The following is a 22,371-nucleotide window of genomic DNA, read 5'->3' on the forward strand; positions in this document are numbered from 1 at the left end:
TTGGTTCCATGACTTCCAGCAGCGCGGGCGCCAGGCCATGAATCCTCCCCTGGACAGCAGCGGGCTCGCCGCCCGTTTTGAGGCGGTCTTCGGTGCCCGGCCCGACGGCGTGTGGCGGGCACCGGGACGCGTCAACCTCATCGGCGAGCACACCGATTACAACGAGGGCTTCGTCCTGCCCTTCGCCATCGACCGGTCGGCCCGGGTGGCCATGAGGGTCCGGCCGGATTCCACCGTGCGGATGCTCTCCACGTTTGGGAACCAGGGGCTGACCACCGCGGACACCGGCTCGCTGGCCCGCGCCGGCGCCAAGGGCTGGACAAAGTACCCCCTCGGGGTCATCTGGGCCCTGCTACAACAGGGCCTACCGGTTCCCGGCGTGGACCTGCTCCTGGACTCCGATGTCCCCCGCGGCGCCGGTCTGTCGTCCTCCCACGCGATCGAATGCGCCGTGATTTCGGCACTGAATGAGCTCACGGGCGCCAACCTGTCCGCGCAGGACATGGTCCTGGCTACCCAGCGGGCGGAGAACGACTTCGTCGGCGCGCCCACCGGCATCATGGACCAGTCCGCCTCGCTCCGGGCCACGGCCGGGCACGCCGTCTTCCTCGACTGCCGGGACCAGAGTGTCCGGCTGGTGCCGTTCGACGCCGCCGCCGCGGGGCTGGTGCTGCTGGTCATCGACACCCGGGTTTCCCATTCCCACGCCGACGGCGGGTACGCCGCCCGGCGGGAATCGTGCGAACTCGCCGCCGAAGTCCTCGGCGTGCCGGCGTTGCGCGACGTCGGGTTCGAGGACCTCGAGGAGGCCAGCGGGCTTCTGGACCAGGAGACGTTCCGCCGCCTCCGGCATGTGGTCACCGAGAACGACCGCGTCCTGCAGACGGTGGAGCTGCTGGACACCCTGGGGCCGGCCGCTATTGGCCCCCTGCTGGACGCGTCCCATGCCTCGATGCGCGACGACTTCGAGATCTCCTGCGCCGAGCTGGACCTTGCCGTGGACACGGCGCGGTCCGCGGGCGCGGTCGGGGCCCGCATGACCGGCGGCGGCTTCGGCGGCTCCGCGATCGCGTTGACCCCGGCGGGATCGGCACAGCAGGTGCGTGCCGCCGTCGAACGGGCCTTCGCCCGGGCCGGGTACTCCGCACCCGAGATCTTCAGCGTCAGCCCCGCCGCAGGGGCCATGCGGCTGGCCTAGGCGGGGCGTAGTCTGGGCGCATGCCAGAAGCTGTCATTGTTTCCACCGCCCGGAGCCCCATCGGGCGGGCGTTCAAGGGGTCCCTGAAGGACGAGCGGCCGGACGATCTCGCCGCCGCCATGGTCACCGCGGCCCTCGCCCGGATTCCGGGGTTCGATGCCGCCGCCGGGCCGGGCCGCGGCCTGGACGACATCTATCTGGGGTGCGCCGAACCCAGCGGCGAGGCCGGCTCCAACATGGCCCGCGTGGTCAGCATCCTGGCGGGGCTGGACAACGTTCCGGCCGCCACCATCAACCGTTTTTGTGCCTCCAGCCTGCAGACCCTCCGGATGGCCTTCCACGCCATCAAAGCCGGCGAAGGCCAGGCGTTCGTGGCCGCCGGCGTGGAGGCAGTGTCCCGCTACCGGGAATGGGCCGGCGCCGGCGAGACCGACGCGAGCACGCACAACCCGCGCTTCGAGGCGGCCCGGAAACGCACCGAGGCCCGCGCGGCCTCGAACATACCGTGGACCGACCCGCGCCTGGGCGGCAGGATGCCGGACGTATACATCGCCATGGGCCAGACGGCAGAGAACGTCGCCACAAGCTACGGCATCACCCGCGCGGAGCAGGACGCCTGGGCGGTGCTCAGCCAGAACCGCGCCGAGGCGGCCATCGCCTCCGGGTTCTATGCCCGCGAAATCACGTCATACACCCGCGCCGACGGCACGGTGGTGGACCGCGACGATTCGCCGCGCCCCGGCGTCACCGCGGAGGCCGTCGGTGCGCTGCAGCCGGTCTTCCGCAGCGGCGGCACCGTGACGGCCGGGAACGCCTGTCCGCTCAATGACGGGGCCGCCGCGGTCGTCATCATGAGTGACCGGCGGGCCCGCGAGCTCGGCCTGGAGCCGCTTGCCAGGATCGTCTGCACTGGCGTCAGCGCCCTGTCCCCGGAGCTGATGGGCATGGGCCCGGTGGAAGCGACCCGCCGGGCGCTCACGATCGCCGGGCTGAGCATCCGCGACATCGACCTCGTGGAGCTCAACGAAGCGTTCGCGGTCCAGGTGGTGGCCAGCGCCCGGGAGCTTGCCATCGATGCGGAGAAGCTCAACGTCCACGGCGGCGCCATCGCCCTCGGCCACCCCTTTGGGATGACCGGCGCCCGCATGACCACCACGCTGATCAACGGGCTCCGCGCCCGCGACGCCTCCCTCGGCCTGGCGACGCTGTGCGTTGGCGGCGGCCAGGGCATGGCGGTGGTGCTGGAACGGTTCAGCTGACGGGGGGTAACTCACCCGGTGCCAGTTGCCGCAAACGCGAGGAGCCCCGCCGTTGGGCGGGGCTCCTCGTTGAAAGCAGGCCGAAAAGGTACGACCGTGGTTACTCGTCGCCGCGGAGGATGGCCAGCAGTCGGATGATCTCGACGTAGAGCCAGACCAGGGTGACCGTGAGGCCGAAGGCCGCGGTCCAGGAGAAGCGCTGCGGGGCTCCGGCGCTAATGGCCGCCTCGATGGACGTGAAGTCCATGATCAGGGAGAAGGCAGCCAGGCCGATCGCCAGGATGCCGATGAAGACGCCGAGCGGGATGCCCGCGATCTCCACGCTGGTGCTCAGGCCAAACGGCGAGTTGACGGCACCGGTCCACATCATGACGACGTTGACCAGCGCAAACACCGCGTAGCCGATCATGGCGATCAAGAAGAACCGCATGAGCTTGGGCGTCGCCCGGACCTTGCCGCTCTTGAACAGCACGAGCGTCACGGCGAAGACGGACAGGGTCCCGACGACGGCCTGAATACCCACACCCGGGTACAGGTTGTCAAGGATGCGGGTCAGCCCGCCGAGGAAGAATCCTTCAAGCAGGGCGTAGGCCAGGATCAGTCCGGGTGACGGCTGCTTCTTGAAGGTGTTGACCATCGCCAGGGCAAAGCCGCCCAGGGCTCCGAGGATCATCAGCATCGAGCCCGTGCCCTGCGGGACGGCGAGCGCCACTGCGGCACCGACCACCAGGATGCCGAGGCACCCGGCAGTCTTGACGATGACGTCGTCGTACGTCATCCGGCCGATGTCAGCCGGGCCGGCCGCCGGGCGGTTGTACAGATCCTGCAGCTGGTCCTGGGTCATGCCCTGCTGCGCCGAATTCCACCCGCCCTGGCCCGGGGCCTGGCCGTAGGTGTTCTGCCCATAGGGGTTCTGGCCATACGGATTCTGGCCATACGGGGCCTGCGGGGCAGGCGGTGCCTGGGTGGCTTCGCGGAAATTCTTTCCGCTGAAGATCGGGTTTCCGCCAGTTGCCATTGCGGGTGTCCTCCAAAATAAGGGGGTGGGTGATGTTCCGGTGCGACCCGGACTATACGAAAGGGATTTGTATAGTCACGCTACCAATTCCCACGGCCGACGGGGAGGGATAGTTCCCCCGGGGAGCCGCCGCAACCGAACCGTGACCTTGTTCGGCGGGATCCTCAGGCCCAAGATTCCCGCGTGGGCGCCGGCCGCCCGGGACGCCCGGTGCGCCTCGCACCGGTGCCGGCTGCCAGCACGACGGCGGGTCCGTCACCACGGAAATCGTCGAGCCGCTGCGACGGGTCCCCCTTCGGCTCCGGCAGCGGGCCGGGGATCGGCGCCGGCGTTCCCGTGCCGCTGTTGACTATGACGTCGTCGATATAGATATCGGCCATTTGCTGATCGTGTTCGGAGCCGAGCTGGACCGTGTCGAGCGTCGTCGCCGGAATCCTGACAGTGCCCGCGTAGATGGAACGCCCGTCCCACCAGATTTGGACGGCGGTCTGCGGACCATTCGGAACCACGTGCATGACCAGCCGGTGCCAGGAGTCAGTGGGAACATCGCGCCGCAACGTGGTGTACGCGAAGCCTGCCGGTGACGCGGTCCGGAGCACCAACTCATGGGAGATGTTCTGCCGGAAAACATCCAGGACGCGGACGCCGCCGGAAAAGAACCGGAAGTAAGGAACATTGTTCCCTGCCATTCCCTCAGCGGCGATATTGAACCATCCGTCCGCATACGCCTCGGTGTTCCCGGGGGTCAGGCCTACGGTCAGCCTGGCCATGGAGCCGAGCCCGGCGGTGGTGTGCAGGCGGGCGGCGCAGCTACCGGAGTGCGACGCCCCGGTGGATATAGAGGCATTTCCCGTCCCTGCCGTGGTGACGCCGAATCCGTCCAAGGTGCCCGCTTCAAAGCTGGTGGCTGCCGACTGGATCCCCGGATAAGGGTCGGTGAGTGCCTCCGTGGAGGGAACGCAGGCCTGTGCCCCGGCGGTCTCGGGCCCGAGGCTCAGCGCCGGAATACCCAGGATCGCCAGCGCAAGCGAACCCGCGAGGCACAGCTTGACCACCCGGTTCATCAGTCGGCCCTCCACGATCGGCCCCTGCCTTCCACGCCGCGCCGTGTCCTGGGCCGAAAGATCCGGCCAGCGGTCTCTGGACTTCGGTTCAGGACTTCGGTTCAGGCGCTCTTCGCACCATAACGCGGGACGACTTGGAAAAAGCTTGGATTTGCCGGTTCCGCAGACCGGACGGGGCGTCCCCGGTGGCGGGTCCCTGCCCCGGGTCGGCCGGGCGGATCGGGGCCGGGCCAGCCACTGTTTAGGCATACTCGGGATCAACAAAAGTTTTCTTTAGCAGGGCTACAGCAACGTGTCGCCCCGACTACACGGTTGTTACCCGATCGCGACGTTCTCCCTGCTTGCAGCGGCATTCATTGCCCCTCGCTGGCTGTAGCATAGGCCACACAGGGTGACGGACATCACAACGGAATGACAGTTTGCCAGGCGTTCGTCCCCTGACCGTTCGCAACGGTTGCAAAGGCGCAACCCACAGCACCCCCATGTGGAGGTTTTCAATTTGAGAAGCACAACGAGCGGCCTGTCGCAGAGACGGCGCGGCAGACGACTGAGGGCTGTGGGGGCAGTATTTGCCGCCATAGCTGCGCTACTGCTCATCGTGGCCCCGGCGTCCAGCGCCGCGACCCCGTCGCCGACACCATCCCCGTCGGCGACCCAGTTCACCAACAGCATCAGCGGCTTCCTGCGAGGCGACGACCGCGCACCGATCCCCGGGGTAACCATCACCGCCACAAGCGGCGATTTCACGGGAACCACGAAATCGGGAGCCAACGGCGCCTGGATCATCGGCGTCCCCACCCAGGGGACCTACGAGGTCAAACTCGACGAGTCCACGCTTCCGCAGGGCATCAAACTGGCCCAGGGCCAGGAGAACCCCCGCAAGGTTACCTTCAGCCAGACCTCAAACCTCTCGGTGATCTTCACCTTTGGCAAGGGAATCGTCGTCGCAGAGGAGAACTTCGGGCAGAACCTGCTCAACCGGCTGGTGGCCGGCCTGAGCTTCGGCCTGCTGCTCGCCCTCGCGGCCGTAGGCCTCTCACTGATCTTCGGCACCACCGGCCTGACGAACTTCGCCCACGGTGAGATGGTCACGCTGGGCGCGGTGCTGGTGTTCGCCTTCAACGCCATGCAGCTTCCGTTCTGGCTGGCCATCATCCTGGCGGTCATCGGCGGCGGTGTGTTCGGCTACGTCCAGGACGCGGGACTGTGGAAGCCACTGCGGCGCCGCGGAACCGGGCTTGTTCCGATGATGATCGTCAGCATCGGCCTCGCACTGGCGGTGCGGTACATCATCCAGTTCTACTTCGGCGGCGCTACCCAGCAGCTGCCGTTTGCCCAGAGCGCGGAAATCCTGATCGGCCCGATCTCGATCTCCCCCAACAACCTCCTGTCGCTCCTCGTCAGCGCCGTGGTAATCGCCGCCCTCGGCGTCGTCCTGCTCAAGACCCGCCTCGGCAAGGCCACCCGCGCGGTGGCCGATAACCCGGCCCTGGCCGCCGCCTCCGGCATCGACGTCGACTCCGTTATCCGGATCGTCTGGGTGGTGGGCGGCATGCTCGCCGCCCTCGGCGGCATCCTCTGGGCCTACTACCGGCCCGGCGTCACCTTCGACATGGGCTCGCAGATCCTGCTGCTCATCTTCGCCAGTGTCACCCTGGGCGGCCTCGGCACGGTCTGGGGCGCCCTGATCGGTTCCATCATCGTCGGCATCTTCGTTGAGCTGACCACCGTGTTCGGCCTCGCAGCCGACCTTAAATACGTGGGAGCGTTGTTCATCATGATTGTTGTCCTCTTGTTCCGGCCTCAGGGCATTCTGGGCCGCCGCGAGCGCGTGGGTTAGGAGACAGCCATGGATTTCGGATTCATTTTTTCCAGCGCCGCCGGCGAACTCTTCAGCCCGACGACAGCCGCCTACGCCCTGGCCACCCTCGGCCTGGCGGTCCACTTCGGCTACACCGGCCTGCTCAACTTCGGCCAGGCCGGCTTCATGGCGGTGGGGGCCTACGGCTTCGCCATCTCCACCCTGACGTTCCATGTGCCGTTCTTCGTCGGGCTGCTGATCGCCGTCGTCTGTTCAGCCATCTTCGCTCTGCTGCTGGGCATCCCGACGCTGCGGCTGCGGGCTGACTACCTGGCCATCGTGACCATCGCGGCGGCCGAAATCGTGCGCTATGTCGTCACGACCAACCAGCTGACCGCCATCACCGGTTCGGCCAACGGCCTGGCGGCCTTCGAGGGCGATTTCTACGCCATGAACCCCTTCCCGCCGGGCTCCTACATCGGTATGAACAACCGTGACTTCTTCATCCGGGTCGTGGCGTGGGCAGTCGTGGCTTTGTTCTGCTTCATTGTCTGGCTGCTGATGCGCAGCCCTTGGGGCCGCGTCCTCAAGGGCATCCGCGAGGACGAGAACGCCGTCCGCTCGCTGGGAAAGAACGTTTACGCCTACAAGATGCAGTCCCTCATCATCGGCGGTGCGCTCGGTGCACTGGCAGGCATGATCTTCACGCTCCCCCGCGGCGCCGTGCAGCCGGCCAACTACGGCACGGAACTGACGTTCTTCCTCTACACCTGCCTGCTGCTCGGCGGCCTTGGCACTGTGCTCGGCCCGGTGGTCGGCGCCATGATCTTCTGGGTGGTGCTCTCGCTCACCCAGGGCATCCTCTACGGCCTGATCGAGTCCGGCACCATCACGTGGCTGAACACGGTCCAGGCCGGGCAGCTGCGTTACATCCTGGTCGGCGTGGCGCTCATGCTGCTGATGATCTTCAGGCCCCAGGGCGTTCTCGGCAATAAGAAGGAGCTGGCATTCGCATGAGCATTCCAAGCGAAGAGTCGCGCGAGGAACCCCGCACGTCTGAAGAAATCGACTACATGACGGACACCCGTCCGATCGCCGCCGGGGATATCTCGCCCGGCTGCAAGAAGCGTGATCCGATCGTCGTGGCGGAAAACGTCACCCGCAGCTTCGGCGGCATCAACGCCGTCGACGTCCAGTACCTCGAGATACCGCGGCACAAGATCACCGCGCTGATCGGCCCCAACGGCGCCGGCAAGACCACCTTGTTCAACTTGCTGACGGGATTCGACACCCCGAACTCGGGTACATGGCAGTTCGAGGGCACCAACATCGCCGGCGTCTCCTCGTACAAGGTTGCCCGCATGGGAATGGTGCGCACGTTCCAGCTCACCAAGGTCATGGGCAAGCTCACCGTCATGGAGAACATGCGCCTCGGCGCCTCCAGCCAGTCCGGTGAGCGGCTGTCCAAGGCCTTGTTCAAGGGCATCTGGGGCGGCCAGGAAAAGACGATCACCCAGCAAGCCAACGTGCTGCTGGAGAAATTCAAGCTGGACGCCAAGAAGGACGACTACGCGGCGTCGCTTTCCGGCGGGCAGCGGAAGCTGCTGGAAATGGCCCGGTCCCTCATGGTCCGGCCCAAGCTGGTCATGCTCGACGAGCCCATGGCAGGCGTGAACCCGGCGCTGACGCAGTCGCTGCTGGACCACATCAAGAACCTCAAGGCCGAGGGCATGACCGTCTTGTTCGTCGAGCACGACATGAACATGGTCCGCCACATAGCCGACTGGGTAGTGGTGATGGCAGAGGGCAAGATCGTGGCCGAAGGTCCTCCCGCCGAGGTCATGAAGAACCCCGCAGTAATCGACGCCTACCTCGGTGCCCACCACGACGTCGATCTCGGCGACGCGGAAGGCATCAAGGAACTGGCCGCGGAGCTGGTCGCCGACGAAGAATCGATTGTCGGCACTGAAAACGCCGGCATCATCTCCGCCGATGTCCTCGCCACCGAGGCGGAGGAAGTGGTGCGGTCGGAGCCGAACGGGACGACGCGCGGCCGCCGCAGCGCCGGAGAGCCGACCCTCCCCGGCGAGCCGACCAGTGCCGACGAGCCGAACCGCACAGAGAAGGACACAGAATGAGCGCCACCAGCGCGGCACCGGCCGCCCAGCCAGCCTTCGATGGCGACTCGGTTGTGAAGGTCACCGATCTGGTGGCCGGCTACATCCCCGGCGTCAACATCCTCAACGGCTGCAGCATCGAAGCCCGCAAGGGTGAGCTGATCGGCATCATCGGCCCCAACGGCGCCGGTAAGTCCACGTTGCTGAAAGCCATGTTCGGCCTGGTCAAGGTCCACTCCGGCTCGGTAGTGGTCCGCGGGCAGGACATCACCGGGCTCAAGGCCAACAAGCTCGTCACCAAGGGCGTCGGCTTCGTTCCCCAGAACAACAACGTGTTCGCCGCCCTGACCATCGAGGAAAACCTGCAGATGGGCATGTTCCAGCGGCCCAAGGACTTCGCCAAACGGTTCGATTTTGTCTCCGAACTGTTTCCGGAGCTCGCCAAACGGCGCGCCCAGCGGGCCGGCTCGCTCTCCGGCGGCGAACGCCAGATGGTCGCCATGGGACGGGCCCTCATGATGGACCCGGCCGTGCTGCTGCTCGATGAGCCCTCCGCAGGCCTCTCCCCTGTCAAGCAGGATGAGACCTTCCTCCGGGTCCACGAGATCAACCGGGCCGGCGTTTCCGTCATCATGGTGGAGCAAAACGCGCGCCGCTGCCTTCAGATCTGCGATCGCGCCTACGTTCTGGACCAGGGCAAGGACGCGTACACAGGTACGGGCCGGGAACTCATGAAGGATCCCAAGGTCATCCAGCTCTATCTGGGGACGCTCGCAGACACTGTCGAGTAGCCCTACGCGCAGCGTTCCCTTCAAGGGCCGTCACCAGCCGGTGGCGGCCCTTCCGCGTGCCCGGCGCATTCCCGGCGCATTAGGGCACAGTGCGGTCCCGTCCGGGCCTCCGCAGCCACTTGCTCGGCTCCTGCGCTCGTGACTCACGCAGCAACGGCGTCACGCGGCGCAGAATCCTGGCAGGGCCGCCGCACTGCTGAGCCGGATTCCCGCCGTCGGGCACCCGGGCACGCATCGAAAACCTGCTGTGCGTGCTTCCTCGGCCAGCCACTGACGCTTTGCCTCGCTCCCCGACACGCAGGAGACCCCCGTCCAGACTGGACGGGGGTCTCCTGTTAGTCGGTGGGAAGCGGCTTACAGCTTGCCGAATTCTTCCTTGACCGGCTTGTAGGTGTTGTCATCCTGGTACTCGTAGATGCCGATGTAGGCTTCCGTCGGGTCGCCGGCGTCGGAGAACGTCACGGGGCCGGACTGGCCGTCGTAGTCGATGTCCTTACCGTTGCGGAGCAGGGTGACGCAGGAGGGGAAGGTATTGCACTTCTCGCCACCTTCAGAGACGTCCTTCAGGTGCGCCGCGATATCGGTGCCCTTGGTGCTCTTGGCTTCCTCCGCCGCCAGTGCGATCAGGTTCACGGCGTCGTAGGACTCGCCGGAGTAGCTGTAGTCCTTCAGCGCCGGGTCGATCGCCAGGAGCTTCTTCTTGAAGTCATCCTTGGCGAAGGTGCCCGGGATGGTGCCCTGGGCGCCCTTGAGGGTTCCCGCCTGGAAGTCCTTGCTGTAGTCGGACATGTTGCCGTCCACCATGAAGATCTGGGTCGGCTTGACGCCCTTGCCCGTCATCAGCGGGACGATGCTCTTGGCCTGGTCGAAGGTGATCAGGGCAATAGCGTCCGGCTTGGCGGCCAGAACCTTGTCCACCTGGCTGCTGAACTGTGAATCGCCTTCATTGAAGAGTTCCTGGGCAACAACCTTGCCGCCGGCCGCCTCGAAAGCGGACTGGACGTTCTTTGCAAGGCCGGTTCCGTAGGCGTCGTTCAGGACGATCATGCCGACCGTCTGGGCGCCACAGGTGGCCATGTAGTTACCGAGGACCTTGCCCTGGAGCACGTCCGAGGGGGCGGTGCGCCAGTAGAGGCCCTTGTCATCCCACGAGGTGAAGTCCGGGGAGGTGTTGGCCGGGGAGAACTGGACCACGCCGGCACCGGTGATCTGGTTAATCACGGTCTTGGAGACGCCCGAGGAGGCGGCGCCGACGATTGCACTGACGCCCTGGCCGAGCAGTGCCGTGGTGGACTGGGTGGCGATGTCGGTCTTGGTGTCGCCGGAGTCGCGGTGGATGACCTCGACAGGCTTGCCAAGGACGCCGCCCGCGTCGTTGACCTCCTTGATGCCGAGGTTCACACCGGCAATTTCGGGCGGGCCGAGGAATGCCAGCGAACCTGTCGTCGGCAGGAGCGAGCCGATCTTCAGGGGTGTGGGGGTGGTGGTGGCCGAAGCGGGCACGGTGCCCGTTTCGCCGGCAGCGCTGGTACCGGCGCCGGTGGCGCTGGGCGCCGGGCATGCGATGCCGGCGGCCGCGGCTGAGCTGGATCCCGACGAACTCGGGGCGGGTGAACCGCCACAAGCCGTAGCCAGAAGGGCGACGCCGAGGCTAAGCACTGTGAGCTTAGCGACGCGGGGCGCAACCCGGGGGAGTGAAGTCATGTACAAGCTCCTCGATCTAAAGGTGCGAACGGCCTTTGACGCGAAAGATCAGGTGTTCCTGATTCCACTTCAAGCTAGTGCAAATTCGACGCGAAAATAAGTGACTACGGTCACATCCTTATAACACTCGTTGCATAGAGGAAATCTGCAGGGTTCCAGCGGCCCCTGCATGGCGGCGTGTAGCTAAAGTGCCCTTGACCAACCATCGCGAATTTGACTCGTGCCGCTTCATGTTTTCCACAGGTTTCCCACAAGGTTGGGCCCGTAACGTCTGGTCTAGCGACCCGGGCTGAACGGTTCGTAGCCAGAACGTCCCCAGCACGCTGGCCTCCAGAAGGTTCGACTCCTTCGCAGCCCACAGGCGGCCCGTCCTTGCCGTGAGACCCCAAGGACGGGCCGCACACAATGTACCGACCAGCCGGTGTCCCGGCATGACAAAAGACCCCCGGTTCCCTTAGAGCTATAGGGAATCAGGAGTCTTTGTGCCCCAGGTGGGACTCGAACCCACAACACGCGGATTTTAAGTCCGCTGCCTCTGCCAATTGGGCTACTGGGGCGCCCGGTCAATGGTATCCCGTCGCCGCCCGGATCAGCCCGAAAACGGGCCGGCGTACCGGAAGGTGCCGCTAACGCCGCCGGGCCAGACGGCGAGCGGGAGCAGCTGGAAGTGCGCGCCCCAGCCGGCCTCCGGCGGTGCCACCCCGAGCGACGTGGACGGCACAAAGCCGAAGCGGGAGTAGTAGTCGGGGCTGCCCAGCAGCGCGATCCCCCGCTCCCCTGCGGCGTTGGCCCGCGCCACCGTCTCGTTCATGAGCGCGGTGCCGATGCCGTGGCGCTGCAGCCGCGGCACCACCCCGATCGGCCCGAGCCCCAGCAGCTCCAGCTCGCCCACCCAGCCGCGGGTGCTGATTACATGCCCCACGATTTCGCCGTTGAGCTCCGCAACGACGCTGAACTCGGGGAGGTATTCCTGGCTTTCGAACAGCCGGGCCAGCAGCTTCACTTCTTCGGGTTCGCCGTCGACGTGGTGACCGGTTGCGGGCGAGATGGCAAACGCGGCGGCTGTGAGGACGAGGATTTCCGGACGGTCCGCCGGTTCCTCGCTGCGCAGCACGAGTTCCGGTGCCGGCTTGTGCTCCCCATGGTCTGCGACGAGTTCGTGCAGAACCTCCAGGGCCCGGTCGGCGTCGGCCACGGGGACCAGGAGATGGTCATGGTGGAAGCCGGCCAGGACGTTGCAGCTGATCTTCGCCTCGGTCAGGGCGGCGCTGACGGCTGCCGTCAAACCGATCGCCTCGAGTGACGAGTGCACCTGGAGCGTGATCCACGCTGCGACGAAGTCGTAGGAGAGCCCCTGGCTGTCGGCTTCGTCCCGCGGCAGCACAACGGTCAGCCCCTCCGCCTCGCGGACGGCGGCCGCGATGGCCCCGGCCAGGGGTTTGCCGTGCGGCCACAGGGCGTAGACGTACTCGCCCTCGCGCAGTTCGGGGTGCATGGTGGCCAGGAGCGTGTGCAGGTCCTTTTCAGCTGTCATGGAGCCAGTCTAGGCGCGGGGCGTGCGCAGCCGTCCGCTCCGGACGCCCCGGCGGACGCCAGCAACGAAAACGGCGGCTGCTCCCCCCCGAGGGGAACAGCCGCCGTCGTAGGGCAACCGCCAGAGCGCTCGAAGCCGTTACGGCCTGGAGTTATTTGGCGTCTGCCGGGACCGATTCATTCGATGCTGCCGGGGTGCCGGCCTTGGCCTCAGGCTTGGCTTCGGCCTTGGCGGCCTCCGGGGCAGCAGGCTTCGGGGCCGGCGTCGCTGCGGCCACGAAGGCGCCGCGCGGGTTGTCCAGGTCCATCAGCTGGGTGGTGTCGCGGCCCAGGAAGAAGGCCCACAGCCAGCCGGAGATTACGCGGATCTTGCGCTCCACGGTGGGGATGGCCATGCCGTGGTAGCCACGGTGTGCCAGCCAGGCCAGCGGGCCCTTGAGGCCGATGCGGCCAACCAGGTTGATGTTCGCTACACCCTTCCATTCGCCGAAGCCGGCGACGGCGCCCAGGTTCTTGTGCTTGTAGTCCTTGAGCGGCTTGTCCCAGCGGGAGGCCCACAGGTTCTTGGCCAGGCGCTTGGACTGGCGCAGCGCGTGCTGGGCGTTCGGCACGCAGGTGCCGTCCGGCAGGCCGCTGCCCGTGAGGTCGGGGACGGCAGCGACGTCGCCGGCAGCCCAAGCGTTGTCGATGATGCCCTCGTCGCCTGCGATGCGCAGGTCGGCCAGGACGCGGACGCGGCCGCGCGGCTCGAGCGGGAAGTCCGTGGAGCGGACCATCGGGTTGGCCTGCACACCGGCAGTCCAGACCAGGGTGTCAGTCTCGAATTCCTGGGCCGGGCTCTTGTCCGGGAGGTTGATGAGTTTCAGGGAGCCCTCGGCGTTGTCGAGGGAGGTGTTCAGGAGGACCTCGATACCGCGGCTGCGGAGGTGCTCGACAACCCATTCGGCCTGCGGCGCCGTGACCTCGGGCATGATGCGGCCCATGGCCTCGACCAGGACGAAGCGGACTTCCTCCTGCTTGATGCGCGGGTTGTTCTTGACCGCGGCGCGGGCGAGGTCTTCCATTTCGGTGATGCACTCGATGCCGGCGAAGCCGCCGCCAACGACGACGAACGTCAGGGCGCGGGCACGCTCAACGGGGTCCGTCATGAGCGAGCCGGTCTCGATGCGCTCGAGAACCTTGTTGCGCAGGGCGACAGCCTCTTCGATGGTCTTCAGGCCGATGCCCTTTTCCGCGAGGCCCCTGATCGGGAACGTGCGGGTGATGGCGCCAGCGGCCAGGACGACGTCGAAGTAGGGAACCTCGAAGGTGTCGCCACCGTCGGAAGGTGCGACCACTGCCGTGCGGTTGGCGTGGTCGATGGAGGTGACGCGGCCCTGGATGAGCTCCGTCTGCTTCAGGTGCTGGCGGTGCGAGACGACTGCGTGGCGCGCCTCGATGTTGCCGCCGGCAACTTCCGGCAGGAAGGGCTGGTAGGTCATGTAGGGCAGGGGATCCACGAGGGTGACGATGCCACCTGCATTCGCGATCTTTTTCTGAAGTTTGAGGGCTACATACAGGCCGACGTACCCGCCGCCGACGACGAGTACCCGGGGACGGTCCTGGAGCTGAAGGGAGGATGCCATGTGTCAAGAATACAGTAGTTTGTGAAAACCTTCACTAACTATGACGGGTTGCTGGAGTCCACCGGATTCTCGGTCCCGGTTTCGGCCGTGCGTTCGGCCCTGGGTTCGGACTTGACCGGCCCGTCCGGCCCGTCCTTGCGCGGCGTTCGCATGGCGGCCCGCAACTGCAGGGCAGCGGCCACCACGATGCCCACGAGCAGGCACCCGAAGCCCAGGACCACCGCGGCCGGCAGGGCGCTGTCCAACTGGGACGGCTTCTCCGCGACCGGCACGGTCGCTTCGGGCAGGGTGGGCACAGCGCTGGAAGGCGCGGGCGCCACAGCAGGCGCCGTCGTGGCGAGGTTTCCGCGCCGGTGGACCCGGATCCAGTCCGAAATCGAGCCCAGCGGATTGGCCTTGGTTTCCGGGACATCGGCCTTGAGGGCGGCCTCGGCGTTCAGCACGCCGAAACCGTAGAGCGGATCCTTCCCGGGCGCCCCTGCGTCCTTGGCCGTGCTGACGATCCGGTTGATGACCTGGCTCGCGGACATCTCGGGCCATTTGGAGCGGATCAGGGCAGCGACGCCGGAAACGATAGGCGTGGCCCCGGAGGTACCCGCCCATTCGGCATAGCCGCCGGCAGGCATGCCGCCTACCAGGTCCTCGGCGGGAGCGGCGACGCCAATGCTGATGCCCTGTGAGGAGGAGTCGATGCTGGCCGCGCCCTTGCGGTCCAGGCCCGCGACCGTCAGGACGCCGGGAATCGTGGCAGGCGCGCCCACCTGGACGTTGCCGCCCACGCGGTTGCCCGCGGCGGCGACGATTACGACGTCCTTCTGTTCGGCGTAGAGGAACGCCGCGTCCCAGCTCTGCGGCCATTCCGGCGATGTACTGCCGAGGGAGATGTTGATGACGCGGGCGCCGTTGTCAACGGCCCAGCGCACTGCCTCCGGGATCTGGTCCTGGTCGCTCTTGCCGCCCGGGTTGGCGGAGCCCAGCCAGGTGGAGACGGACAGCAGTTGGGCTTCCGGGGCGACGCCGACGATCCCGTCAGGGCCGACGGCGGGGCCAGAGCTGGGTTTGGCGCTGGCGCTCGGTTTGGCGCTCGGTTCGGGCGCCTGATGCCCGCGCCCGGCGAGCATGGTGGCCACGAGGGTGCCGTGTTCGGGTTTGGCACCGATGCTCGCCTGGCCGTTGGCACTGCCGGCGCCGGAAATGTCGGAGCCACCCGCGAGCACGCCAGCCAGGTCCGGATGTTTGCCGTCCACGCCGCTGTCAATCACGGCGACTTTGACGCCGGCACCCTTGGACACATCCCAGGCTTTGGTGATGCCGGATTCGGCGAGCCAGTATTCCTTGTCCCGCCAGGAGTCGGCGTAGGCGGGCGCGGCTAGGGCGAGCGCCGCGGTGGACGCTCCGCCGGCAAGGGCCAAGGCCATCAACGCGGAGGCGGTCCGGCGGCCTGTTGCTCTGGTCATTCAGGTCCTATCGGCGGTTGCACCAGCGGCACGGCGCACGGAGGCGCAACTGCTGGGCGGGTCATCGGATGCTGAGGGCAATACCGTCAAGAATATCGTGTTCGCTGGCCACTGCCGTGGTGATGCGGCCGCCCGTGACATCGGCCAGGCGTTGCAGGACCCGCCGCCAGACGAGGCCGCCGGCGCCGATCACGTCCACCCGGCCGGGGTGCATGTACGGCAGCGCGGCCCGCTCCTCCCGGGTCATTTCGAGCAGCTCGGTGCATGCCTTCCGGACCGCGTCCAGGTCCAGTTCGGTGCCGTGGATCGCGGCCGGCGAATACTCCGGCAGACGGAGCGCGTGCGCGGTGATGGTGGTGACGGAACCTGCCACGCCGACGACGACGGTGGTGCGTTCCAGCGGAACGGTTTCTGCCGCCTCGCTGATGGCGGCGTCGACGTCGGTCTCTGCCGCTGCGATCTGCTCCTGTGTGGGCGGATCGCTGCGCAGGTGCCGTTCGGTCATCCGGACGCAGCCGACGTCGACCGAGCGGGCGGCGATGACGCCGCCGGCGTTGCCCAGGACGAACTCCGTGCTTCCGCCACCGAGGTCCACCACCAGCACGGGGTCCTCGCCCCGGGAGGGCAGGACACTGCTGGCGCCGGCGAATGACAGCGCGGCTTCCTCGTCGCCGGTGATCACCTCGGGCTCGACGCCGAGGATGGCGCGGATGCCGTCGACGAAGACCTGCCGGTTGCGGGCATCGCGGGTGGCGGAAGTCGCCACAAAGCGCACCTGCTCGACGCCGTGCTCGCGGATCAGGGCAGCGTAGTCCCGGGTCGCGGCGAAGGTGCGCTCGAGCGCTTCTGGGGCCAGTTCGCCCGTGGAGTCCACGCCCTGGCCCAGCCGGACCACGCGCATTTCCCGCACGATGTCGGTCAGCCGCGGCGTGCGCTGCCCTGTTGCGTTCGCGTCCGTGTTCGTATCTGCGTTCACGTCGGCGATCAGCAGGCGGATGGAGTTGGTGCCGCAGTCAATCGCCGCGACCCTGGTCACTTGGACTCCCCCGCGCCGGCCGGGCCGGCGGTGTCGCCCGGGCCGGCCGGGCTGGCGGTGCTGGAGGGGTTTTCCGCGCCGGCGGTGGCGCGGGACTTGCGGACCGGGGCGGGCCTGCCAACGATTTCCGGCAGGCCTTGGGGTCCATGACGGCTGAGGTCCCGGGACGGTGCCTCGCCGCCGGTGTCCCAGGCGCCGTCGCAGTAGCACCGGTCCACGGTCCACCATTCGGTGATGGCCGCGATCGACTCGTCGCCGAGCGGGTTCACGCCGGGGCCAGCTGCCAGCGAGTGCCCCACGAGAACGTGCAGGCATTTGACGCGGGTCGGCATGCCGCCGGCCGAGACGCCGTCGATTTCCGGAACCCCACCGATGCCGCAGCGGGCGCCGATCTCGGCGCGGGAGGCCAGATAGGCCTCGTGGGCGGCGCGGTATCGGTCCGCGAGGCCGGCGTCGGCGGCGAGCCGGTCGTTCATTTCGTTCATCAGCCCGGCGGCCTCCAGCCGCGACACCGCCGCAGTGATCACCGGGTGCGTGAGGTAGAACGTGGTGGGGAACGGCGTGCCGTTGCTGAGCCGCGGCGAGGTGGCGGCCACGAGCGGGTTTCCGCAGACGCAGCGGGCCGGGATTTCGACGACGTCCCGCACGGGCCGGCCCAGCTGGCGGCTGAGGACCTCGAGGTCCTGCGGCGACGGCAGGCGGGAGGCCTCCGGGGCGCTTGCCCTGTGCCGGGGCGCCGACGTCGGGGCCCCGTCGTTCCTGACCGCTCGGTCCTGGTCCACTCGGTTTTCGTCCACTTGAGTGGCACCTTCCTGCCCAGTTCCAGATTGTCCACGGGACAATCCCGGCGGCGGGCGCCGCTTCTAGTCTGTTGCCGATCGCCTGATGGACTCCCACAGGGAGTCCACCCACGGCAGGTTGGCCGGGTCTTGTGCTGATGTTGCACCCGCAGCGCCACTGGACTGCGCGGCAGGAAGATCGCTGCCGAATACCCAGTAGCCCGTCTCTCCGGGCATAACCATGTTAATGCGGTCGCGGGCCTGCTGCTTCACGAAGTTGGGATCCTGCCACCGCGACACCTGGCGTTTGAGGTCCTCCTGCTTGGTCTGCTTGGCCGCGATGTCGGCCTGCAGCGCCGCGATTTCGGCTCGTTTGTCGAGGAAGATCTTCACCGTGGGCGCCAGGAGGATGGTGATGGCAATCATGACGACGCCGAGGGCAAGCAGCCGGCCCGAGAACGCCTTGGCGGGCACTGGGTCGAGGGATTCGACGGCACCGCCGGCCGCGGTCCGGCCTTCGGCCTTGCCGCCAGCCTTCCCCGGCGCCGGCCGGGTTGCGGGTTTTGAGGCCGGTGCTGTTGCGGAACCGTTGGCGGACGGCTTGCCCGCTGCGGGTGCTGCCGCACGCGGGGAGGCAGGCGCTGCGCCGCGGGGCGTGGCCGGCGTCGGCGCGCCGCTGCGGGAGCCGCCAAAGTCGGCCTGGATGACTTCGCCGCCGTCCTCTGTTGCCCCCAAGCCAGTGGCAGCAGCCTTGGTGGCCGCAGCCTTGGTGGGTGCAGGCGTAGCCCGGGGAACATTGGGGCGTCGGGTAGCCATGTCACTCCTTCAAAAGCGGGCCAAAACAGAACCGGTGGCCATGGTCTTTCAACCATAGCCACCGGTTACCGGTTTTCGCGGCTAACTAGCCTTTGAAACGCGGGAAGGCGCTGCGTCCGGCGTACCGTGCGGCGTCGTCGAGTTCCTCTTCGATGCGCAGCAGCTGGTTGTACTTGGCAACGCGCTCGGAGCGGGCCGGGGCACCGGTCTTGATCTGTCCCGCGTTGGTGGCAACGGAGATGTCAGCAATGGTGGTGTCCTCGGTTTCTCCGGAGCGGTGCGAGGTGATGGTGGTGTAACCGGCACGCTGGGCCAGTGATACGGCGTCCAGCGTCTCGGTCAGGGAGCCGATCTGGTTGACCTTGACGAGCAGCGAGTTCGCGGTCTTGGTGTCGATGCCGCGCTGCAGGATCGCGGGGTTGGTGACGAAGAGGTCATCGCCCACGAGCTGGACCTTGTCGCCGATGGAGTCGGTGAGGGTCTTCCAGCCTTCCCAGTCGTTCTCGTCCAGCGGGTCCTCGATGGAAACCAGCGGGTAGTCGGCCACGAGCTCGGCGTAGTACGCGCTCATCTCGGTGGCGGAGAGTGCCTTGCCTTCGAACTGGTAGGCGCCGTCCTTGAAGAACTCGGAGGAGGCGACGTCCAGGGCCAGGGCGATGTCCTTGCCCGGGGTGTAGCCGGCGTTCTTGATGGCTTCCTGGATCAGGTCCAGGGCGGCACGGTTGGACGGCAGGTTCGGCGCGAAGCCGCCCTCGTCGCCCAGGCCGGTGGACAGGCCCTTGGCCTGCAGGACGGACTTGAGGTTGTGGTAGACCTCGACGCCCCAGCGCAGGCCCTCGGAGAAGGTCTCGGCGCCGATCGGGACAATCATGAATTCCTGGATGTCCACGTCGGAGTCGGCGTGCGAGCCGCCGTTGAGGATGTTCATCAGCGGCACGGGCAGGACGTGCGCGTTGGGGCCGCCGAGGTACTTGTACAGCGGCAGGTCAGCGGAGGCGGCGGCAGCGTTGGCCACGGCCAGGGAGACACCCAGGATGGCGTTGGCGCCGAGCTTGCCCTTGTTGGGGGTGCCGTCCAGGTCGATCATGGCCTGGTCGATGCTGCGCTGGTCGGTCGCGTCGAAACCGGTCAGGGCGGGGGCGATCTGGTCGATGACCGCGTCGACCGCCTTCTGGACACCCTTGCCGAGGTAGCGGCCCTTGTCGCCGTCGCGGAGTTCGACGGCTTCGTGCTCGCCGGTGGAGGCTCCGGAGGGAACTGCTGCGCGGCCGATCTGGCCGTCCGAGAGCAGGACTTCAACTTCTACGGTCGGGTTGCCACGGGAATCGAGGATTTCGCGGGCGTGGATGGCATCGATAAGCGCCATGGATATGCTCCTTTGGGTGAAGCGATCTGCAGGGAATCTGACTGCTTGGACTCTGGCTGTACGTGAAGCTGGAAAGCCGACGTCGTCGTCGCTACTAGCGTAGTCGAGAGTGGCGGAGGTTACGGAAACCTATCCACCCCCCGGACGTCATGATGCTGATGGCATTCGTGCCAGGGCAGGTTTTCTAGGGAAGGGCACCGTTGCTGTCCTGAAAGCGGCGGAGGGCTCCGCGGAGGGCTCGCTCGGCGTCGAGCCCGCCGGCCCGGGCATCCGCCACGATCCCGAAGAGCAGGTCCCCGAGTTCCGACTCGGTGGCTGGGATCTCGACGCCGGCGCCGCCCGCAGCCGTCGCCAGGTGCGCGCGTTCGGCCCGGTCCAGGAGCTTTTGGGCCCGGGCCAGGGCCGGCAGAGCGGCCGGAACGCCGTCGAAGACGTGGCCGCGTTCCGGTTTCTCGGCCTTCTTGACGGCATCCCATTTCAGGACGATCTCCTCCACCGTTGCCGGGAAGGAATCCTGCAGCGAGCCGTCGGGGCGGAACACGTGCGGGTTGCGCCGGATCATCTTGGCCGTCAGTGCGCGGGCGACGTCATCCAGGTCGAAGGCGCCGCGTTCCTCGGCGAGCCGGGAGTGCAGGACCACCTGAAGCAGCACGTCGCCCAGCTCGGACTTCAGTTCGGCGTCGCCGCCGGCCGTTTCGATGGTCTCCGCGACCTCGTAGGCCTCCTCCAGGAGGTACTCCACGAGGGATTCGTGGGTGAGGGCACCCATCCAGGGGCAGTGCTCGCGCAGGGCTGCGATACAAGCGGCCAGCCCCTGGACGGGTCGAGTGTCCTCGTTAGCCAAGGTCGGCGTAGGCCTCGTTGATGTACTCCACGAGGGCTTCCTTCTCCTCGAGCGGGAGGAAGGCGGCCTCGGCTGCATTCAGCGTCAGCTCCAGGAGGTCATCTAGGTCGTAGTCGAACGTCTCAACCAGCAGCTCGAACTCGTCGGTCAGCGTGACGCCGCTCATGAGCCGGTTGTCGGTGTTGATGGTGACGTTGAAGCCGAGCTGGTAGAGCATGTCCAGCGGGTGGCTTTCGATGCCTTCGCCGAAGCCGGCGATGGCGCCGGTCTGCAGGTTCGAGGAGGGGCAGATTTCCAGGGCGATGCCGCGGTCGCGGACCCAGCTGGCGAGTTCGCCCAGGGTCACCATGCCGATGGTGTCGTCGACTTCGTCTCCCTCGGCGTCGTCGTCCTCTTCGAATTCGATCGTGACGTCCTCGGCGATCCGCACACCGTGGCCCAGGCGCAGGGCCCGGCCGTCGACAAGCGCCGACTGGATGCTTTCCAGGCCGGCAGCTTCACCGGCGTGGACGGTGGCCGGGAAATTGTGCTGGGCCAGATAGGTGAAGGCGTCCTTGAAACGGGACGGCAGGAAGCCGTCCTCAGCACCGGCGATGTCGAAGCCGACGGCGCCGTTGTTGCGGTGGCGGACAGCCAGTTCGGCGATCTCCTGGCCGCGGTCGGCGTGGCGCATGGCCGTGATGAGCTGGCCCACCTGGATGTCGCGGCCGGTCTCGGCCACGGCGTCCACGCCGGCTTCGAGGCCTGCCTGCACGGCCTCCACCACTTCGTCCAGGCTCAGGCCCTTCTGCAGGTGCTGTTCCGGTGCCCAGCGCACCTCGCCATACACCACGCCGTCGTCGGCCAGGTCCTCGACGAATTCCTTCGCGACGCGGAACAGGCCTTCCTTGGTCTGCATCACGGCGATGGTGTGGTCAAAGGTCTCGAGGTACCGGACCAGGGAGCCGGAGTCCGCCGATTCGCGGAACCACTCCCCCAGTGCCACGGGGTCCGTGGAGGGCAGCGTGTGGCCGGCGGCCTCAGCGAGTTCAATGATGGTGTCCGGGCGGAGTCCGCCGTCCAGGTGGTCGTGCAGGGAGACCTTGGGAAGGGCCTTCAGGTCGAAGTCGAGGTCAGGGGCAGCGTCAGGAATAGTCTCAGTCACGTTCCAACCATAGGGTCGCCGGGCGCGGGAAGCTACTTTCCGGACACTCCGGCCTCAGTGGACGGACCGGCCAGCATCGTGCCGTGCATCCCGGCCGCCCGTTCCCCGGAAGCGGGTTCCGGGACGTAATCGGCGTCGGCCGGGACCGGCTTGGCATCGTGGCGGCCAAGGCGCTTGTGCCACCAGCGCAGGAGGTGGTCAATGAGGACTCCGAGCACGATCGCAAACACCACCGCGATCCCCGCGCTGAGCAGCGGGTTATGGTGCAGCCACGGGAAGGAACTGGCCAGGACGCCGATGCCGATCGAGTAGGCCACCCACGTGAAGCAGGCGAAGGCGTCCAGGAAGAAGAATCTCCGGTGCGGGAACGCCGTCGTGCCCGCCACGTAGTTGACCGCCACACGCCCCCACGGGATGTACCGGGCGGTAAAGATCAAGACGGCGCCGCGCTTCTCGAGTTCATAGTGCGCCCACCCGAAGACCTTTTGGACCTTTGGTTTACGCATCCAGCGGAACCGCTCGAGGCCGATCTTGCGGCCAAGCATGTACGCCATGTTGTCGCCCGCCATGGCTCCAACGAGCGCCGTGAGGCCGAGGATCCACAAGTTGGGCTGGCCGCTGTGCAGGGAGTACGCCGCAAGGGCAACGATGAGTGTCTCGCTGGGGACCACCATCGCGAAGCCGTCCACGAAGAAGAAAACCAGCAAAACCGGGTAGATCCACCACTGGCCAGCGGCATGGAGCACGGCCTCGTTAATGAACTCCATGCGGGCGATGCTCCTTGATGACTGGGAACGGACAACTAAGCCGTACCGTACA

At 67.1% G+C, this 22,371-nt stretch carries 19 protein-coding genes and 1 tRNA gene; 6 read left to right on the plus strand and 14 right to left on the minus strand.

What is annotated here, in order from left to right:
• Nucleotides 1–37 precede the first annotated feature (37 nt).
• Together galK and AC1DEM_RS06805 are read left to right on the plus strand one after the other, a co-directional pair.
• On the plus strand, nucleotides 38–1,198 hold the full coding sequence (gene galK / locus AC1DEM_RS06800) for a galactokinase (RefSeq protein WP_476883849.1): 1,161 nt from the start codon (nucleotides 38–40) through the stop codon (nucleotides 1,196–1,198).
• Nucleotides 1,199–1,218: 20 nt separating this feature from the next.
• Complete coding sequence (locus AC1DEM_RS06805; RefSeq protein ID WP_476883752.1) at nucleotides 1,219–2,457, plus strand: acetyl-CoA C-acetyltransferase; 1,239 nt, start codon at nucleotides 1,219–1,221, stop codon at nucleotides 2,455–2,457.
• A 100-nt stretch (nucleotides 2,458–2,557) separates the two neighbouring features.
• Here the strand turns inward: AC1DEM_RS06805 and AC1DEM_RS06810 are convergent, their stop codons facing one another.
• Both AC1DEM_RS06810 and AC1DEM_RS06815 read right to left on the minus strand, forming a co-directional pair.
• Entirely contained in the window at nucleotides 2,558–3,475 is a 918-nt protein-coding gene (locus AC1DEM_RS06810; RefSeq protein WP_476883753.1) for a Bax inhibitor-1/YccA family protein, read from the minus strand.
• A gap of 164 nt (nucleotides 3,476–3,639) precedes the next feature.
• Nucleotides 3,640–4,554, minus strand: a complete 915-nt coding sequence (locus AC1DEM_RS06815; RefSeq protein WP_476883754.1) for a hypothetical protein — start codon at nucleotides 4,552–4,554, stop codon at nucleotides 3,640–3,642.
• Between the two features lie 541 nt (nucleotides 4,555–5,095).
• Here AC1DEM_RS06815 and AC1DEM_RS06820 point away from each other — a divergent pair.
• From AC1DEM_RS06820 to AC1DEM_RS06835, 4 genes are read left to right on the plus strand one after another with little or no spacing between them, the layout of a single operon-like run.
• A complete protein-coding gene (locus AC1DEM_RS06820; protein WP_476883755.1) occupies nucleotides 5,096–6,379 on the plus strand; it encodes a branched-chain amino acid ABC transporter permease in 1,284 nt (427 codons plus the stop codon).
• Between the two features lie 9 nt (nucleotides 6,380–6,388).
• Nucleotides 6,389–7,357: a branched-chain amino acid ABC transporter permease gene (locus AC1DEM_RS06825; protein ID WP_476883756.1), complete on the plus strand. Its 969-nt coding sequence runs from the start codon at nucleotides 6,389–6,391 to the stop codon at nucleotides 7,355–7,357.
• A complete protein-coding gene (locus AC1DEM_RS06830) occupies nucleotides 7,354–8,478 on the plus strand; it encodes an ABC transporter ATP-binding protein (RefSeq protein WP_476883757.1) in 1,125 nt (374 codons plus the stop codon). Before AC1DEM_RS06825 ends, AC1DEM_RS06830 begins: the two co-directional genes overlap by 4 nt.
• The gene (locus AC1DEM_RS06835; protein WP_026537799.1) at nucleotides 8,475–9,248 is read left to right on the plus strand and encodes an ABC transporter ATP-binding protein; all 774 of its coding nucleotides are present in this window, start codon (nucleotides 8,475–8,477) and stop codon (nucleotides 9,246–9,248) included. The genes AC1DEM_RS06830 and AC1DEM_RS06835 overlap by 4 nt, the downstream gene beginning before the upstream one ends.
• Before the next feature lie 354 nt (nucleotides 9,249–9,602).
• Here the strand turns inward: AC1DEM_RS06835 and AC1DEM_RS06840 are convergent, their stop codons facing one another.
• The 12 genes from AC1DEM_RS06840 to AC1DEM_RS06895 all read right to left on the minus strand — a co-directional run bounded on the left by AC1DEM_RS06840 (nucleotide 9,603) and on the right by AC1DEM_RS06895 (nucleotide 22,319).
• On the minus strand, nucleotides 9,603–10,952 hold the full coding sequence (locus AC1DEM_RS06840; protein WP_476883758.1) for an ABC transporter substrate-binding protein: 1,350 nt from the start codon (nucleotides 10,950–10,952) through the stop codon (nucleotides 9,603–9,605).
• Nucleotides 10,953–11,435: 483 nt separating this feature from the next.
• A tRNA-Leu gene (locus AC1DEM_RS06845) sits at nucleotides 11,436–11,509 on the minus strand.
• A gap of 32 nt (nucleotides 11,510–11,541) precedes the next feature.
• Nucleotides 11,542–12,486, minus strand: a complete 945-nt coding sequence (locus AC1DEM_RS06850) for an N-acetyltransferase (protein ID WP_476883759.1) — start codon at nucleotides 12,484–12,486, stop codon at nucleotides 11,542–11,544.
• Nucleotides 12,487–12,637: 151 nt separating this feature from the next.
• Entirely contained in the window at nucleotides 12,638–14,110 is a 1,473-nt protein-coding gene (locus AC1DEM_RS06855) for an NAD(P)/FAD-dependent oxidoreductase (RefSeq protein WP_476883760.1), read from the minus strand.
• 38 nt (nucleotides 14,111–14,148) lie between these two features.
• Nucleotides 14,149–15,567: a S8 family serine peptidase gene (locus AC1DEM_RS06860; protein ID WP_476883761.1), complete on the minus strand. Its 1,419-nt coding sequence runs from the start codon at nucleotides 15,565–15,567 to the stop codon at nucleotides 14,149–14,151.
• A gap of 61 nt (nucleotides 15,568–15,628) precedes the next feature.
• Nucleotides 15,629–16,603, minus strand: a complete 975-nt coding sequence (locus AC1DEM_RS06865) for a Ppx/GppA phosphatase family protein (protein ID WP_476883762.1) — start codon at nucleotides 16,601–16,603, stop codon at nucleotides 15,629–15,631.
• Nucleotides 16,600–17,301 (minus strand): DUF501 domain-containing protein, encoded by a 702-nt coding sequence (locus AC1DEM_RS06870; RefSeq protein WP_476883850.1) that lies wholly within the window; start codon nucleotides 17,299–17,301, stop codon nucleotides 16,600–16,602. The genes AC1DEM_RS06865 and AC1DEM_RS06870 overlap by 4 nt, the downstream gene beginning before the upstream one ends.
• A gap of 165 nt (nucleotides 17,302–17,466) precedes the next feature.
• Nucleotides 17,467–18,198 carry an FtsB family cell division protein gene (locus AC1DEM_RS06875; RefSeq protein ID WP_476883763.1) on the minus strand — a complete coding sequence of 244 codons (732 nt, stop codon included), beginning with the start codon at nucleotides 18,196–18,198 and terminating at the stop codon, nucleotides 17,467–17,469.
• An 85-nt stretch (nucleotides 18,199–18,283) separates the two neighbouring features.
• Nucleotides 18,284–19,564, minus strand: a complete 1,281-nt coding sequence (gene eno, locus AC1DEM_RS06880; RefSeq protein ID WP_476883764.1) for a phosphopyruvate hydratase — start codon at nucleotides 19,562–19,564, stop codon at nucleotides 18,284–18,286.
• Between the two features lie 184 nt (nucleotides 19,565–19,748).
• Nucleotides 19,749–20,333: a MazG nucleotide pyrophosphohydrolase domain-containing protein gene (locus AC1DEM_RS06885; protein WP_476883851.1), complete on the minus strand. Its 585-nt coding sequence runs from the start codon at nucleotides 20,331–20,333 to the stop codon at nucleotides 19,749–19,751.
• A 67-nt stretch (nucleotides 20,334–20,400) separates the two neighbouring features.
• On the minus strand, nucleotides 20,401–21,552 hold the full coding sequence (locus tag AC1DEM_RS06890; RefSeq protein WP_476883765.1) for an adenosine deaminase: 1,152 nt from the start codon (nucleotides 21,550–21,552) through the stop codon (nucleotides 20,401–20,403).
• 32 nt (nucleotides 21,553–21,584) lie between these two features.
• Entirely contained in the window at nucleotides 21,585–22,319 is a 735-nt protein-coding gene (locus tag AC1DEM_RS06895) for a DedA family protein (RefSeq protein WP_476883766.1), read from the minus strand.
• Nucleotides 22,320–22,371: the final 52 nt, after the last annotated feature.

The organism is Arthrobacter sp. 05T420, from assembly GCF_056396305.1.

Excerpts from the sequence above, each read along its gene's own strand:
- galK (WP_476883849.1), top strand. The coding sequence starts at position 38 with ATGAATCCTCCCCTGGACAGCAGCGGGCTCGCCGCCCGTTTTGAGGCG.
- AC1DEM_RS06805 (WP_476883752.1), top strand. The coding sequence starts at position 1,219 with ATGCCAGAAGCTGTCATTGTTTCCACCGCCCGGAGCCCCATCGGGCGG.
- AC1DEM_RS06810 (WP_476883753.1), bottom strand. The coding sequence starts at position 3,475 with ATGGCAACTGGCGGAAACCCGATCTTCAGCGGAAAGAATTTCCGCGAA.
- AC1DEM_RS06825 (WP_476883756.1), top strand. The coding sequence starts at position 6,389 with ATGGATTTCGGATTCATTTTTTCCAGCGCCGCCGGCGAACTCTTCAGC.
- AC1DEM_RS06830 (WP_476883757.1), top strand. The coding sequence starts at position 7,354 with ATGAGCATTCCAAGCGAAGAGTCGCGCGAGGAACCCCGCACGTCTGAA.
- AC1DEM_RS06835 (WP_026537799.1), top strand. The coding sequence starts at position 8,475 with ATGAGCGCCACCAGCGCGGCACCGGCCGCCCAGCCAGCCTTCGATGGC.
- AC1DEM_RS06840 (WP_476883758.1), bottom strand. The coding sequence starts at position 10,952 with ATGACTTCACTCCCCCGGGTTGCGCCCCGCGTCGCTAAGCTCACAGTG.
- AC1DEM_RS06850 (WP_476883759.1), bottom strand. The coding sequence starts at position 12,486 with ATGACAGCTGAAAAGGACCTGCACACGCTCCTGGCCACCATGCACCCC.
- AC1DEM_RS06855 (WP_476883760.1), bottom strand. The coding sequence starts at position 14,110 with ATGGCATCCTCCCTTCAGCTCCAGGACCGTCCCCGGGTACTCGTCGTC.
- AC1DEM_RS06860 (WP_476883761.1), bottom strand. The coding sequence starts at position 15,567 with ATGACCAGAGCAACAGGCCGCCGGACCGCCTCCGCGTTGATGGCCTTG.
- AC1DEM_RS06875 (WP_476883763.1), bottom strand. The coding sequence starts at position 18,198 with ATGGCTACCCGACGCCCCAATGTTCCCCGGGCTACGCCTGCACCCACC.
- eno (WP_476883764.1), bottom strand. The coding sequence starts at position 19,564 with ATGGCGCTTATCGATGCCATCCACGCCCGCGAAATCCTCGATTCCCGT.
- AC1DEM_RS06885 (WP_476883851.1), bottom strand. The coding sequence starts at position 20,333 with ATGGGTGCCCTCACCCACGAATCCCTCGTGGAGTACCTCCTGGAGGAG.
- AC1DEM_RS06895 (WP_476883766.1), bottom strand. The coding sequence starts at position 22,319 with ATGGAGTTCATTAACGAGGCCGTGCTCCATGCCGCTGGCCAGTGGTGG.